This is a genomic window from Thermogemmatispora sp., assembly GCF_019683635.1.
Lineage (GTDB): Bacteria > Chloroflexota > Ktedonobacteria > Ktedonobacterales > Ktedonobacteraceae > Thermogemmatispora.
The window spans coordinates 1-14,477 of sequence record NZ_JADGIA010000130.1; the positions used below are offsets into that span (position 1 = coordinate 1).

The 14,477-nt window shown below is 61.8% G+C and carries 10 protein-coding genes; 4 read left to right on the forward strand and 6 right to left on the reverse strand.

Translation table 11 applies throughout. The annotated features are described in order from the left end of the window. The 3 genes from IRZ31_RS14285 to IRZ31_RS14295 all read left to right on the forward strand — a co-directional run. The coding region (locus tag IRZ31_RS14285; RefSeq protein ID WP_297154772.1) for a tetratricopeptide repeat protein at positions 1-712 on the forward strand (712 nt) is incomplete at its 5' end. 417 nt (positions 713-1,129) lie between these two features. Continuing rightward, complete coding sequence (locus tag IRZ31_RS14290; RefSeq protein ID WP_297154774.1) at positions 1,130-2,416, forward strand: radical SAM protein; 1,287 nt, start codon at positions 1,130-1,132, stop codon at positions 2,414-2,416. 130 nt (positions 2,417-2,546) lie between these two features. After that, a complete protein-coding gene (locus IRZ31_RS14295) occupies positions 2,547-4,229 on the forward strand; it encodes a hypothetical protein (RefSeq protein ID WP_297154776.1) in 1,683 nt (560 codons plus the stop codon). A 176-nt stretch (positions 4,230-4,405) separates the two neighbouring features. Here the strand turns inward: IRZ31_RS14295 and IRZ31_RS14300 are convergent, their stop codons facing one another. From IRZ31_RS14300 to IRZ31_RS14325, 6 genes are all read right to left on the reverse strand, one after another. Continuing rightward, positions 4,406-5,695 (reverse strand): amylo-alpha-1,6-glucosidase, encoded by a 1,290-nt coding sequence (locus IRZ31_RS14300; RefSeq protein WP_297154779.1) that lies wholly within the window; start codon positions 5,693-5,695, stop codon positions 4,406-4,408. A gap of 53 nt (positions 5,696-5,748) precedes the next feature. Then, positions 5,749-6,657: a carbohydrate ABC transporter permease gene (locus IRZ31_RS14305; protein WP_297154781.1), complete on the reverse strand. Its 909-nt coding sequence runs from the start codon at positions 6,655-6,657 to the stop codon at positions 5,749-5,751. A 96-nt stretch (positions 6,658-6,753) separates the two neighbouring features. Continuing rightward, entirely contained in the window at positions 6,754-7,716 is a 963-nt protein-coding gene (locus IRZ31_RS14310; protein ID WP_297154783.1) for a sugar ABC transporter permease, read from the reverse strand. Between the two features lie 212 nt (positions 7,717-7,928). After that, a complete protein-coding gene (locus tag IRZ31_RS14315; protein WP_297154785.1) occupies positions 7,929-9,317 on the reverse strand; it encodes a sugar ABC transporter substrate-binding protein in 1,389 nt (462 codons plus the stop codon). A gap of 290 nt (positions 9,318-9,607) precedes the next feature. Beyond that, positions 9,608-12,127 carry a hypothetical protein gene (locus IRZ31_RS14320; protein WP_297154787.1) on the reverse strand — a complete coding sequence of 840 codons (2,520 nt, stop codon included), beginning with the start codon at positions 12,125-12,127 and terminating at the stop codon, positions 9,608-9,610. A 102-nt stretch (positions 12,128-12,229) separates the two neighbouring features. Next, a complete protein-coding gene (locus IRZ31_RS14325; RefSeq protein WP_297154789.1) occupies positions 12,230-13,369 on the reverse strand; it encodes a LacI family DNA-binding transcriptional regulator in 1,140 nt (379 codons plus the stop codon). 408 nt (positions 13,370-13,777) lie between these two features. On the opposite strand from IRZ31_RS14325, the gene IRZ31_RS14330 reads away from it, so the two are divergent. After that, a partial coding sequence (locus IRZ31_RS14330; protein WP_297154790.1) for a hypothetical protein occupies positions 13,778-14,477 on the forward strand: 700 nt, incomplete at its 3' end.

A 14,477-nucleotide genomic window follows, 5' to 3' on the forward strand; every position in this document is an offset into this window, starting at 1 on the left:
GGCGGAGCAGCACTTTCGCCGGGCCTTTGAGTGCTATGCCCATGTGGGCTATCGCACGGGGCTGGCAGCCACCTATAACCGCCTGGGGCAGGTGGCCCTACGCAAAGGACAGCTGGAGGAGGCTGACACCTTGTTCAAGCAGGCCGAGGCGCTGGTGACCGGCTTTGATGAGGAGGTCTTCATCAACAGCCAGTACTACCAGGGGCAAGTCGCAGCGGAGCAAGGACACTGGCAGCAAGCACTTGTGCATCTGCAGTGTGCCTGTGAGCATGCGCGTCACGTACAAGATCGCTATCAGCTGGTGGCCAGCCTGGTCGAGTTGATGAAAGCGCTGTTCCACCTGGGCCGGCACCAGGAAGCGCAGGCGGCCTGGCAGGAAGCGCGTGCGATCGCCGAGGAGGAGGGCTATTGTCTCCTGCTGGGGTGGGGCGAGGAAGTGCTGGGCGACCTGGCTGTGGAGGAGGAGCGCGTTGAGGAGGCTTTCCAGCATTATGTGAACAGTTGTGCCTGGATGGCTCAGCACAACGTGCTGGAATATCACCAGGCGCAACGCCGCTTGTTCGGGCGTCTGCTCGCTCTCCCCCTGGAACAGGTCCCTCTGATCGCGCAGCTGGTCCGTGAGGACTGGCGCCAGCGTGGCCTGGCAGAGCCGTATCCTGAGCTGGACCGGGCCTGTGAGGAAATTGCTCAACTCCTGAGTATGCCAGGCTAGCTGGTATCCTTCCGAGGCAGAGGGGACAGTCTGTTTGGACCTGGGTTCTTTGGTCCTTGGGAGTCTTGTGCCGTCGCTGCTGGTCTTGTAGTGCGATCCGTCTGCTTGCCGCTCGCTAGCGCTCAGTTCTTTCTGTAGGGGTGACATGTACGAATGAACGTCTGGGCTGATCTTGATCCCCTCTGGGGCATCTCTCACGAGGGTGGAACCCCTAATGAGTGCAGACCTCCCGATGAGTGTAGCCTCACTGACCAAAGAGAGGTACTGTGCGGCTGGAGAGATCAGCCGCTGCTGCCGGGAGAGAACCCGGGCGATCTTAACAGCGGCTCGGGCCAACTACAGATGTCCCCTTCTCTCTATTGGCAAGAGTGTACAGCCGGGTGCTGGCTGATCTGCAATCCTGAGCAGCTGACGGCAGTGCACTTGGCTGTTCTAGACAGCGAGGCTCTGGCTTTGCTCCGCTACTTTGAGCAGCCTGCCTCGCCCACCGAGGCCGCTCAGGCTTTCTCTCAGGTACCCCCCGAGAACTTGCTTTCGCTGCTGCGCTTGCTGGTTGGGTTGGGTTTCCTGCTCCCTGTGCAGGCTGACCCGACTCAGGATGGCTCTTCCTGGCCGAAAGAGGAGGGCATGATCCTCTCCGCCTGGCTACATATCACGAATGCTTGCAATCTGGCTTGCCAGTATTGCTATGTCCGCAAAAGCTCCGAGCATCTGGCTGAGGAGACCGCCAGACGGGCAGTCGAGGCCATCTTTCGGTCCGCGCGGCGCCACAGCTATCGAGCAGTGCATCTGAAGTACGCCGGTGGCGAGCCAACATTGCGCCTCCGCCAGGTGCTGGCTCTGCACAACTATGCTCTTGCTCTGGGAGAAGAGGCCCAGATCAAGGTAAGTGCCTCCTTGCTCACCAATGGGGTGGCCCTCAGCGAGCGAGCGGTGGCTGCCCTGAAGGACCACCATATCAGGGTCATGCTCTCGCTCGATGGTCTCGGTCGGCAGCACGATCTGCAGCGCCCCTTTGGGCATGGTCAAGGCTCGTTCACCTACGTTGAGCGCGCTCTCGATCGCTTGCTGGCCGCAGGTTGGCCTCCGTCTGTGAATGTGACGGTCTCACGGCGCAACCTCGCTGGCCTGCCTGCCCTGTTGGAGTATTTGCTGGAACGCGATGTTCCTTTCGCTTTAAGCTACTACCGCGAACACGATTGTGCTGCTAACATTGACGATCTTCGATTTGAGGAAGAGGAGATGATTGCGGGCATGCGAGCCGCCTTTGCGGTGATCGAGAGGCGTCTGCCGCGTCGCCGCTTGTTCGGCTCGCTGCTCGATCGGACCCATCCCGGTCTGGCCTCTCGCTACGCCTGTGGCATGGGACGCAACTATCTGGTGATCGATCAGCGCGGAGGGGTGGCACACTGTCATGCTGCGCTCGGGCAGACGACTACGACCATTGCAGCTGAGGACCCGCTGGAGGCGGTGCGTCGCTCCTCTGGTGAGCTGCGTGCCCTGCCTGTTGATGAGAAAGAGGGTTGTCGAACCTGTCGCTGGCGTTATTGGTGCGCAGGTGGCTGTCCTTTGCTGACCTATCGTCTGACTGGACGACTCGATGTCCGATCTCCAAATTGTGCCATTTATCAAGCCCTCTTTCCTGATGTGCTGCGCCTGGAGGCGTTGCGGGTGCTCAAGTATGGGACGCTGTTTACATTCTAGCCTGAGGGAGGGAGCGCGGAGAAGGCAGGCCACCTTGTTCCACGCTCGTATCTGCTCTGCTCTGGCCATCTGTTTGCGCCGGCGTGGGACGCGGCTGCTCTGCAGCTGAGCCGCTAGAGAGGAGAAAGCGATGGAAACAGATGTGCCACAAGCTCTGAAGCACCTGGCCCGGCTGCTCGACCTGCGCAAGCGGCAGGGAGATCAGCCCTATCGTGTTGTAATCACCCTCGCCGCCAGCCTGAGCGCCGAGGTACGCAAAGCGATCTGTCACAGCGAGGGCTGGAGCGACCTGCGGGCTTATCTCCATCAGCTCGGTCCCCATGATCGCCTTGGAGTGCTGAAGCAGGGCCTCGCTCTGCAGGAAGCATCTCAGGACCTGAGCGGCTATCGCGCTCTGGCTCGCCTCTGCAAGCAAGGCTACTTTATGACGATCTTGACAAGCGGGATCGATGCCTTGCTGGAACGCGCCTTTGTTAGCGAAGGGCTAGGGTTAGAGCAGCTCTGTCAGCTCGTCCTTGGTCGCGAAAGCGAAGTCTATCTTCAAGAAAAGCTGAGAGATCAGGCGCGTAGGCCTGAGATCCTGCTCCTCAAGCTCTTTGGCAGCCTGGAGGCCGGTGTCCTCGCTCCTGACTTCCCTGATCTGCTAGAATTTCGCTATCCACTGCGTGAAAGCCTGGAGCGAGAGTTAAACGAGGACCTGATCGTCGTAGGTTCGCCTACTCAAGAAGAGGCTATCCTTCGGCTCCTGAGCACGACCAGTCACAGCAGCATTTACTATGTGGTCCCAGAGGCTCCTCCTGAAGACGATCGGCTGCTTCGCATCATCGAGGCACGGCATGGAGAAAGCGCGCCATTTTTGATCTGCGGAGCATGTGGGCGGCCTGCCACCTTCTTTCGTGAGCTAGAGGCCTTGCTCAGTGCCAGGCCGACCATCGCGGTCAGGGTGACCGAGCTGGAAACGCAGCGCTCCGCTGTTCCTGCCTCCACAGCGCAGCAAGCCATAGAGCAGCGCGCTGTCTCCCCGCCAGCGGCTCTTCTCGCTGGCAATACTCTTACCTCGCAGCCCAGGCTGCGCACCGATGTGCTGCTCGTGACGGTCACCGAGGTCGAAGCCCAGGCGGTGTTAGCCCTCTTCTCACAGGTTGAGCAGTATTATCTTGATCAGAAGACCTACTATCTTCTGGGCGAAGTTGGCGGTACCAGCCTGGTCATGGTGCAGTCTGAGATGGGGCAAGGTGGTGTTGCTGGCTCCCTTCTCACAGTCAGCGAGGGCATTCGTCATCTGCAGCCGCGGGCGGTCATCATGGTGGGCATCGCCTTTGGCCTCAAGCCTGGCGAACAGCACATTGGCGACATTCTGGTGGCGCGCCAGATCCTGGCCTACGAACTACAGGCCGTAGTGGCCCGTGAGGGTCAGCGCAGCGTGCGCCTGCGTGGTGACCGGGTGACCGCCTCGCCGTTGCTGCTGGATCGCTTCAAGAGCGGCGCCAAGAGCTGGATGGGACAGCGCGTCCATTTTGGCCTGCTGCTTTCTGGCGAGAAACTGGTTAATGACAAGGAGTATCGTGATCAGCTCCAGGCCCTGGAGCCAGAAGCCATCGGCGGAGAGATGGAGGGAGCTGGGCTGTGTGCGGCGGCCCAGCACCATAAAGTCGACTGGATTCTCGTCAAGGCCATTGCCGACTGGGCCGATGGCTTCAAGCATGTAAACAAGGAGCGGCGGCAGCGCAAGGCTGCCAGTAATGCGGCTCGTTTTACCTTGCATGTGCTGGCTCAGGGGGGCCTGGCACCTCTGGCTTCCGGCCCAAGCTGAGCAGAAAGCTGACCACAGGGAAAGCGGAGGTGGGTCACGGCTCTGCCCGGTCTATGCCACGCTGTAACCGGCGACCGTGTGCCTCTCTGGCCTCACACGCCTTCGTCCATGTCTCTGCCTGTCTGTCTGCCTACCTGCAGGCTGACGGGAGGGACTGCCTGGTGGCCATCTGCTCATCAGCCGGCCTCAGCCAGCAATTGGGTCGCGGCCAGCATCAGAGCGGCGGCGGTCCAGGCCTGAACCTTGCAGGCGCGTGTGTAGACCGCTAACACCTCGGCTCCGCCCGTAGTGGGGGTCAGAATCCATTCCGGCGGCAGAACACAGTAGAGTTCCACCGGCGAATCGAAGAGGGCCAGAGCTTCCAGCAGGCGCCGGCTGATCATGCAAGCCTGGCTACGGCGGCCCATGCGCCAGAGAGCGGAAGCGATGATGGCATTATCGAATGGCCAGACGGTGCCGCGGTGGTAGGAATACGGGTCGAAAGCGTACGAGGTGCGTGAGAGCGTGCGGATACCCCAGGAGGTGAGCAGGTCGGGCTGGAGCAGGCGCTCTGCCGTCTGGGAGGCGTAGGGTTCCTCCAGAGCCGCGCACCAGAGCAGATGCCCCATATTGGAGGCCACCAAGGGAATGGCCTGCTTCTCGGGAGAGAGGGCCATAGCAGGACAGTGTTCCGTGGGCAGCCAGAAGCGCGGTAGGCCCTTGCGCAGGCGCTCTATGCGCTCCTCTAACTCGCGCAAGAGAGAGGCCTCAGCTCCTGCGGCCTGGAGCAGGGGTCGCATCTCACGGAAAGCGGCCAGGGCGTAGCCTTGCAGCTCGATCCAGGCCACTGGTGGCCTGGGGGAAGCGCCATCTTCGAGCAGCAAAGCGTCATTACTGTCCTTCCAGACCTGGTTGCGCAGCCCCAGGCCGCGAGGCTGGCGCGGCATTACCTCGATCAGTCCATCATTATCGACATCGCCGTACTTCAAGGCCCAATCGAGTGCTGCCAGGACATGGGGCCAGAGCTGCTCGACCAGTTGCCGCCCGCCCTCAACCTGCTGCCAGACCGTCGCGGCGGCGATCAGAAAGAGGTAGGTGGCATCCACTGAGCCATAATAGCGGCCCTCCCACAATGGCCATTCGCCCTCGGGCCAGCGGCGCGGTTCTGGCCAGTACTCATGAATGATCTTGCCCGGCTGCTCCTCATTCTCGTCACGCTCGCTCGTGCCCTGTGTCGCTGCCAGCGCCCGCAGACCACGAGCGGCGAACTCTCCAACCCAAGAGGCCAGCACCCGATCAGTCGGACGCAGCCGCGCGGCCTCTAGCACCAGCAACACCGACCAGAGTGTATCACGTCCAAACAGGGCGTGATAATGATCAGCCGCGCTGCTGGCGTGCAGGCCGGTGGGCGTCTGTAACTCATCCAACCAGGCGCGTCCTCGCTCTAGCCAGCGGACGAGAAGAGCAGTCTGTTCCGACTCGTGCATAAACTTCACCACAATCGCTCTACGAATATCGTTTTGTCGTGCCAGTCCGGCCTCTATCTGCCGGCCAGGCCCGACGTAGACAGACCCTGGATAAAGTAGCGCTGGAAAATGAAGAAAATGATCACCAGCGGGGCAATCGAAATCATCGCGCCCGCCAGCACCAGATTGTACTGGGTCACATAGTTGCCTTTGAAGAAGGCCAGGCCCACCGTCAAAGTGTAGTTTTCCTGGTGGGACATTACAATCAGTGGCCAGAGGAACTCATTCCAGGCCCCCTGGAATGAGAGTAGCGCGACCACTGTGACGGCTGGCCGGACCAGCGGGAAAATGATCTGCCAGAAGGCCCGAAAACGAGAACAGCCGTCGATCAGCGCCGCCTCCTCTAACTCGCGCGGCAGCGTCTTGAGAAACTGCGTCATCAGGAAGACCGAAGTAGGCGTGACCATCGCTGGCACAATCAATCCGCCATAGTTATCGGTCAAGTGCAATGTATAGGCCACCAGAAACTTCGGGATCAGAATGAGCTGTGAGGGGATCATCAGGACCGCCAGCGTCAGCAAGTAAAAGAAGTTTTTCCCGGGAAATTCCATGCGCCCAAAGGCGTAGCCGGCCATTGAGGCCAGCAAGACATTGAGGACCGTCACAGCGCCGGCGTAGATGATCGAGTTCAGGATATAGCGCGGGAAGAGCTGGGCCCCGCTCAGGATGAAGCGGTAGTTGTCAAGGGTGGCCGGGTTGGGCAAAAGGCTCGGTGGCCACGAGAGCACCTGTGCATAGGTCTTGAATGAAGATGAGAAGGCGAAGAGGAAGGGGGCCAGCGAGAATAGCCCGTAACCGACCAGCACAACATAGAGCAATAGACGACTCGGCGACAATGGCAGTGGGGGCCGACGCCGCATAGAGACGGCAACTGACGGCAGATGCGCCTTTTCTACTCTGGCTACGCTTCCGATTGTACTCATAGCTCCTACTCCTCGCTCTTGCTTGAGAGACAGACCAGGCGCGGCCTGCCTCGTTTACCTCTCTGCCTGCCTAGCTGGTAAGCTGGCCACGGCCCATTAGTATTGGATGTTGACGTCGATGTAACGCTTCTGGAGCAGTGTCACGGCAAAAATGATGATGAAGAGCACAAAGGCTTGAGCGCAGGCCAGGCCCATCAGCGACTTTTGGAAGGCCGTATCATAAATGACCATTGCCGCCGTCAGGGTTGAGCGTAGCGGGGCCCCGCTGGCGCCCTCCATCACGAAGGCCTGGTCGAACATCTGGAAGGCCCCAATGGAGCCAAGGGCTACCACAGCGAAGGTGGTCGGACGCAGGAGAGGCACAGTGATCTTCCAGAGCATCTGCCAGCTATTGGCCCCATCGACGCGGGCGGCCTCGTAGAGCGTTGACGGGATATCCTGCAGGGCTGCCAGATACATCAACATGAAAGTCGGGGCTGTGGTCCAGATGTTGAGCAGCATAATGGCGAGCAGGGCTGTAGAGGGATTTTCCAGCCAGGCCGGCCCCTGGATGTGCAGCAGCGAGAGCACATAGTTGATGCCCCCCTGGGGTTGGTAGAGCCAGTAGAAGATCAGTGAGATGGCCACTGACGAGGTCATGGCCGGCAGGTAGAAGACGGTACGGAAGAAGCCCCGTCCGCGCACTTTCTGGTTGAGCAGAAGGGCCAGAAAGAGTGCCAGAATCGTCTGAAGGGTTACGACGCCAATCGTGTACTCGACGCAGTTGCGTAGACCAACAGCGAAGTCGCCATCGTGCGTCAAATCGTACCAGATGTTCAGGTAATTGCGAAAGCCGTAGAAGATTGGCGTGGTAAAGCCAAAGTCGACGTAGAAGAAGCTCAGAGTGAGCGCCGTCACGATGGCGATCAGCGTGAAGACGATCAGGACGAAGAGGTAAGGGGCCAGGAAGGTGTAGGCTGTCAGGGTCTCTGTCAGCTTGCGCCGGTTGATCTTGAAAGGCAGGCCGCGGCGCGTCCCGGGAGGACCGCCCGGACGAGCTTTGCTTGCTGCCAGTTGCATAGTCAAGGCTCCTTTATCATCTTGCAGACCAGATGAGTAGTGTGGACGTGGCTCTCAAGCAGGAGCCAGGAGAGCGAAGGACCAGAGTGTGGCCAGACAGAACGAGGGCGGGGAGGCTCTCGTCTGACCGGCCCTCCCTGGCTGCCCCCGCTCTCCTGTTTCTCTACAGGATCAGAGCGCTCGCGCCTGCACCCGAGCGCGAGCGGCCAGGGCTAGGGTGCGACGTTTTGCTGTATCCAGGTATTGACCTTCTGGGCTGCCGCATTGAGGGCGTCGGTAGCCGACTGCTTGCCGAGCATGATGGACTGCAGGGCGTTGCTCACATCGTTGTGGATTTCGGTATCGGCCACGCCGTAGAAGTCGGGTTGACCGTAGGCGGCCCCGTCCTGTAGCACCTTGACCCCCGGATTCTGCTGGAAGTAGGAGTCGTTGGCCAGCGAGGTCAGGGTTGGGAGGGCGAAACCGTCATGCAGCACCTGCGTCTGATAGTCGGCGCCGGTCATATACTTGATCAGCTCCCAGGCCATGCCGGGATACTTTGTGCCAGAGTAGGCGGCCCAGGCGTTGGTGTAGAGCAGGTTGCCCCGCTTGCCGCTCGGTCCGATGGGAAGCGGCGCGATGCCGTACTGGACCTTGGGATAGTTTTGGGCCAGGAAGGGGATCATCCAGCCGCCTTCCAGAGTCATCGCCACCTGCTGCTTGCCGAAGGCATCGCCGTCCCAGCTGGCACCCACATCGCCGGGCATGACACCGGTATGGTTCAGCTCGAAGGAGGTGTAGAACTCCGCCGCCTGGATGCCGGCCTGACTATTAAAGAGGGCTTGCTTTCCGTCTGCAGAGACCATCTGACCGCCGTTGGCGAAGAGGAAGGCCCCCCAGCGCGAGGCATCGGCGGGCAGGGCGATACCATAGACGCTATTGGCCGGGCTGCTGCCGCGCTTCGTCAGCTTCTGGGCGGCGTTCTTCAGGTCATCCCAGGTCCAGTTGGAGGGATCGCCAAGACCGGCCTGCTGGAAGAGCGTCTTGTTATAGAATAGGCCAAGTGAATTCCAGTCTTTGGGGATGCCAAAGACCGTGCCGTCGGCGCAGTCGAAATCCTGCATCAGCGACGGATAGTAGGTCGAAGGCGAGACATGGTCGCGCGCCATATAGGGGCTGAGATTGAGCAGCTTGCCGGCGGGGATATACTCCTGGGCCATCGGCGGCTGCAGATAGAAGACATCAGGCACATTGCCGCTGGCAACGTTGGCGCGCATCTTGGTGGCGTAGTCGCCAGGGATGGGCGTCCAGGTCACAGTCACGTTGGGATGCAGCTTCTCAAAATTCTGCAGACCCTGCTTGACAAGGGCATCCTCCGCTGGCGTGGAGGCCCAGCCAGCGACCACCAGATGGATCTGACCGGTCTCAGGGCTGGCCGCGGTGGTGTTGGTATTGCTCGGACAGCGCACAAGAGCGTTTTTCGGCCCCGTAGCGCTGGGGCTGGCCCCACTGGTCGTGCCGCCGCTACTGCTGCTGCTGCCACCGCAGGCAGCGAGGAGGGCCACGAGGGTGAGGGCCATCAAAATACTCCAGAGGCTCCTTCTTCTTGTTCTACCCGACATAATTGAACTCCTTTGTTTGCTCTCATCGGCTACTCTACCGATTCCTCTGTCAGGCCAGCATGGGCGGTGCGGTTCCGTGGGCGCAAGAGGCTGAGTGAGCGCCTTCCAGCCATGCCACGGCCTGCCCCGGCTGCATCTGACGGGGCTGGATATGGACAGAGCGACAGGTCAAGTAAGAGTGCCGTCGTTACTCCTCTTGTAATTCTTGCATCATTGCAAGAAAGATCGAGTAAAGATAATTGATTAGAAACAACGAGTAATTGAGACACAGACTAGCTCAGGCTCACCTCCTATGGACCAGCCGTGATGGCGGAAGGGGACCAGCGCACCAGCAGCTCATAGGCAGTGGTCTGCTGCAAGGCTGGAGCGAGCCAGATAGTGCGCTCCTCGAACCCGGTGAGCTGGACCGGGTGGAGTGTTACCGGTCTGCCGTTCAGGCGAGCCTCGCAGATACGCTGGTTGGGAAGCAGTGCCAGGCCGGGCAGCAGCTCCCAGTCCGGTTCACTAATCGTGAGCTGCACCTGCAGGCTATCCTGTTCTACGGTCAGCTCGACATCGAGAGAAGCCGAGGCCAGAGGGATGCGGCGCAGGGCAGCCCGGGGCCAGCTACTGGGGGGCTGGGGAATACAGAGTAGACGGCGTTTGGCCACCTCGGGGCGGAGGCCGAAGAAATAGTGTACGACGGGCCAGACGATGCCGTAACTTGACCAGAGTTGTAAGAAGCAGCCCCCGTCGGGAGCGTACTCGCTCAGCGTACCAGGTGAGGCCAGGCCGAAGGCGGTACTCATGCGCTGCATCCAGGCCAGGGCCTGATCGGCGTGACCGTAGCGAGCCGCGCCGACTGCCAGGGCGCCTGAAGGTAAGGTCATGACCGCTCGGTTGCGCCGGGCATTGAGGACCAACCCGCAGGTCTCCTGCCACTCGGGTGTTTCCAGGCGTGCCAGCAGCGAACTGGCCTGAGCCAGCGAGGGCAGGCCAGCGTCCAGAGCCAGAGCCTGGACCATGTGGTATAGTAGCCAGGGGCGAGGAACCTCCTCGGCCTGGGCGCGGCTGGAATCGGAGGAGGCGAGCTGTTCCTGAAGGGCCTGCTCCAGAGCTGCTGCCGCTTCCTGAAGGACCTGGGCCTCACCCTCCTCTGAAGTGCGGGCGGCCTCCGCGGCGCGGGTCTGCAACCGGTTCTGGTGCTGGCGCAGACTGTGAGGGGAGGCGTAGAGATCGCCGAAGAGGCCCTCGCGTGGCACCCACCAGGCGTCGCGCACATGGGCGCGAGTCTGCGCGGCGCGCTGGCGCAAGTCGGTGGCCAGCCCGGGGTCGTCCAGTTCAGTGGCCAGGATAGCGAGGCAATCCAGAGCCTCGGCCAGGTAGGCGGCCACGTCCAGCGCCTGCACCTCCTCGCTGGCCATCTCCGGCGTCTCTACGATGCTTTTGCCGTGGGGGACCAGGGTAGCGCGCCGGTCGCAGTCAGCCAGCGGCCAGGCGCGCAGGGCCTGCAGACAGAAGGGGAACAGCTCTCTCAGCAGGTCCTGGTCCCCAGTCCAGCAGTAGGTATGGTAGAGTGCGCGCACGAAGAGCGGCAGCTCCACCAGGTTACCGCTCGCCCAGAGCTGGCCATAGGGGAGCACTTCATGAGGCACGGAGCCGTGAGGGTCGCAGCGTTCACCGAAGGCGGCCAGGGTGCGCAGGCTAAGCACGGCAGCCTCGGTCTGCCCGATGGGGAGCAGTGGCAACACTCCATAGGCCGTATCGCAGCCAAACCACCAGGGGAAGTCGGGCAGGCCGGCCATCAGACCGGCACCGATGCCTGGCACCTCCAGTAGGAGGCGGGCGGTATTGGCCTTAGACCAGGCGAAAACCTCATTGAAAGCCAGATCGGGCGAGGACAGGACGCAGTGCTCGAAGGGGGAGCGAGACTCAGCCTGGGCGCGGTGCTGAGCTTCGACGAGCACAGGCGTCAGGCCGCCTAAGACGCGTCCCCCACGCGTCAGGCGAGCAAAGAGGTCGGCAGCCGACCCCGCGCTGCGCGCGGGACCGGTGATGAGGAAGCTGAGCCGCGCAGGGCCAGCGGAGGAGACCTGGCAGCGATACCAGAGCGCGGCGCCGGTGCCGCGTCCGCCGGTGCGCTCCGGCCCCCAGATGGAGTGGCCTACCTGCCAGGCAATGGGAGTGACTGTGGCTCCCACGCAGGCCGTCCACGTGGGGTGGAGCGCGTCGCGCAGCACGACGGCGGCCAGCTCCTCATCATACTCGGCCAGGTCTTCTCCGTCGTGCCAGCCGAGGCGTTCCTCGGCCATCCAGGCGCCATGCAAATCGCTGCGTGCCACCAGGCCGCAGAGCACTTCGCTGACCGCTGCCTCTCTCAGGTGTGGCTCCGCCTTGCTGGCCCTGGCCTCTAGGGGCCGGGCCTGCTGCTGGCTCTGGTGATCTGAACCAGGCAGTGCCCTCAAGGTCAATTCGATGACCAGGGCGCTTTCATCGGGCACAATCCATTCGCGACGCTCGACGGCGAGGCTCAGCGCCGGGAGTGTATAGCTGAATGTTACACCGGCGGCGCTCCATTGCCAGCGCTCGGGAGCGGTGAGCCAGTGCGTTTCTTCGCTTCCGGCCAGGCGCAGCCCAAACCAGTAGCCGTCAAGCAGTTTGAGTGGCGGAGCCCACAAACCACCCATCTCGCCTGGTTGGTGCCAGCCCATGTCGGGAAAGCGACCATCTAAGGTGGCGATGGTATAGAGGCGCCTGCCGCTGAGGGCATAGTAACGCTTCCCGTCGGGACGCGCCTGCAGGGCTGGACCATCTTGCTGCTCTTCGTACACAGTTCCTTATCTCCTCTTCGGCAATACTGGTTTGGCTGCTCCGGCTTCTAGACGCAAGGAAGACAGCTGTACTCTGGCGTTGTGGCTCTTATTGATTAGTAACTAGTAACCGCGCGTCGAGGCGCGCACTATCAGCTCTGGTTGTAGAAAGACGTGTGGCTCTTCCGGCGGGGTACCGCGCAGGACGGCGCACAGTAGTTGCACCAGGATGCGCCCTACCTCGTTGATGGGCTGGCGTAGGGTCGTGAGCGGGGGAGTTAAGTACGAGCCAAGCCCGAGACCGTCAAAGCCAATCACTGAGAAAGCGGGTCCGACCTGGACCCCGGCATCAAGCGCGGCTCGCATCACACCGACGGCGAGCACATCGCTGATGGCAAAGATGGCTGTTGGTGGCTCTTCCCAGGAGAGTAGTTGCTGCGTGAGAAGGTAGCCGTCTTTCTGAGAGATGCCGCTTGGAATACACAGGCGTGGGTCGTAGGGCAGATTAGCCTGCGCCAGGGCCTCGCGGTAGCCGGCACGTCGATCGCGCTCCCAGTGATAGGTATCGCCTCCACCGATGAAGGCGATGCGCCGATGACCTAAGCCGATGAGATGCTCGGTGCCGATTCTGGCCCCACTGCGGTTGTCGACCTCGGCCCAGGGATAGGGATAGAGCCGGGCCTCAGCCAGATCTTCAGCGGAGCGACCGAAAAGCACGTGGGGATAGCGGTGACGGCACAGATAGGCGAGGCGATGGTCGTTCGGACGCAGGTCAGTAAGAATCACGCCGTCGGCGTGCCGTCCACCGAGAATGCGCTGATAGACACCTAGTTCGCGTTCTCCCTCTTCAGCTCTCACCAGGAGAACGTCGAAGTGATGACTGGCGGCCTCATCTGCGATGCCAGCGAGCAGTTCGACCAGAAAGGGGTCGGCGCTGCCGGCACCGGTGTCGAGGTTAAGGGCACGCGAGACCAGGGCGATGGTGTCAGTGCGCGCGTGGTTGAGGTGGCGAGCGCTGGCGTTGGGCACGTAGTTGAGCTGCGCGGCCAGATCCTGGATGCGCTGGCGTGTGGCCTGCGGAATCGAGGGATCATCACGCAGGGCGCGCGAGACGGTGGATTTGTTGACGCCCGCCCGCCGGGCAATCTCCGCAATCGTGGGCCGCGCGGTGTTCAGCTCGGGAAGCATCTGCCCGAGCTGCTCCCCGGACTGTCGCGGCTCGTTCGGGCCGGCGCTTGCCATGTGCTGCTCCTGTGTGGTCATCAGAGACCCCCTGACCGCAGTCTCCTCATTGCTTGTCTGACTGGTCGCTGCGCTGCGATCCGCTACCCTGACTGCTTCTCTCCGGTCGCTTTATCTACGCAACCGGTTGCGTTAGCTTATTGATTAGATACCATATAGAGCGGTTGTCTGTCAAGATGGAAACCGGGACGAAACTGGGGGCGACGAGGGGGCCAGATGGGTGCTAGCTGGTGCTTTTCTAGCCCGTTGTCTCCGTTCGCTCGACTTCGTTTATTTTCTAGGGGTATAATGAAAGCCCAAGCCCTGAACAAACATTCTATCGTAGTGCCACTCTACGCGCCTGGTCGTATGGAGCCATCAAGGGAACAGTGATGAAGTGTGAGTTCCACAGAGGGAACTACGATGAAGCCTTCTTGTGAAAAGAGTGAGATGCAACCACAGTCTCTGGAGGAGAATGGGGGCCGGGAGACATCCATGCTGGAGCAACTTGCTAAGATCGATCTGGTGGCGCTGGATGCTGCGGTTGCAACGGGCGTGGCGGGTGAGCGGGCCAGGCGCCTGCTCGCCAACCGCCAGCGGCTGGCTCCCCAGCGACCCGCGCACCTGCTCCTCCATGCCCACAGTCCGCACGAGGAGGAGCAGGCGAGCGCTGCCGCGGCCCGGCTGGCGCCGCTGGTCGCCGCTGTTCATCTGCGGCGGCTGCACAGTCGTACCGAGGTTGCCCGCGAGGCCCTGGCCCTGCATCGCCAGCTCTGGCCAGTGCAGGACGAAGCCCAGCGCAAAGCCCGCCTCCTGCTGCTGATCCGTCGCGGCGGCGCGGGTCGTCCGCAGTTCATTGCCCCCTTTGTCGGCGGCGCCGGCACCACCTGCGGGGCCTGGACCCCGATTGTGGCCTACCGCCAGGGGCGCCAGACCTGGATCGCTGGCACGCGCCCACCCGAAGAGGAGCGCGGCGCCGAACCGATCCGCGGCTTCCTGCGCGGCAACTATGCCCAGGGAGTCTGCCCGGTCGAGTGCAGTTTCTGTTATTTGCGCGGCCTGCAGGGGATGGGCCTCAAGAGCGTGGCCCTCAACCTGGAGGACGTGGTGCCTGAACTGGAGCAGTTGCCCCGCGGCAGCGTGGTCAACT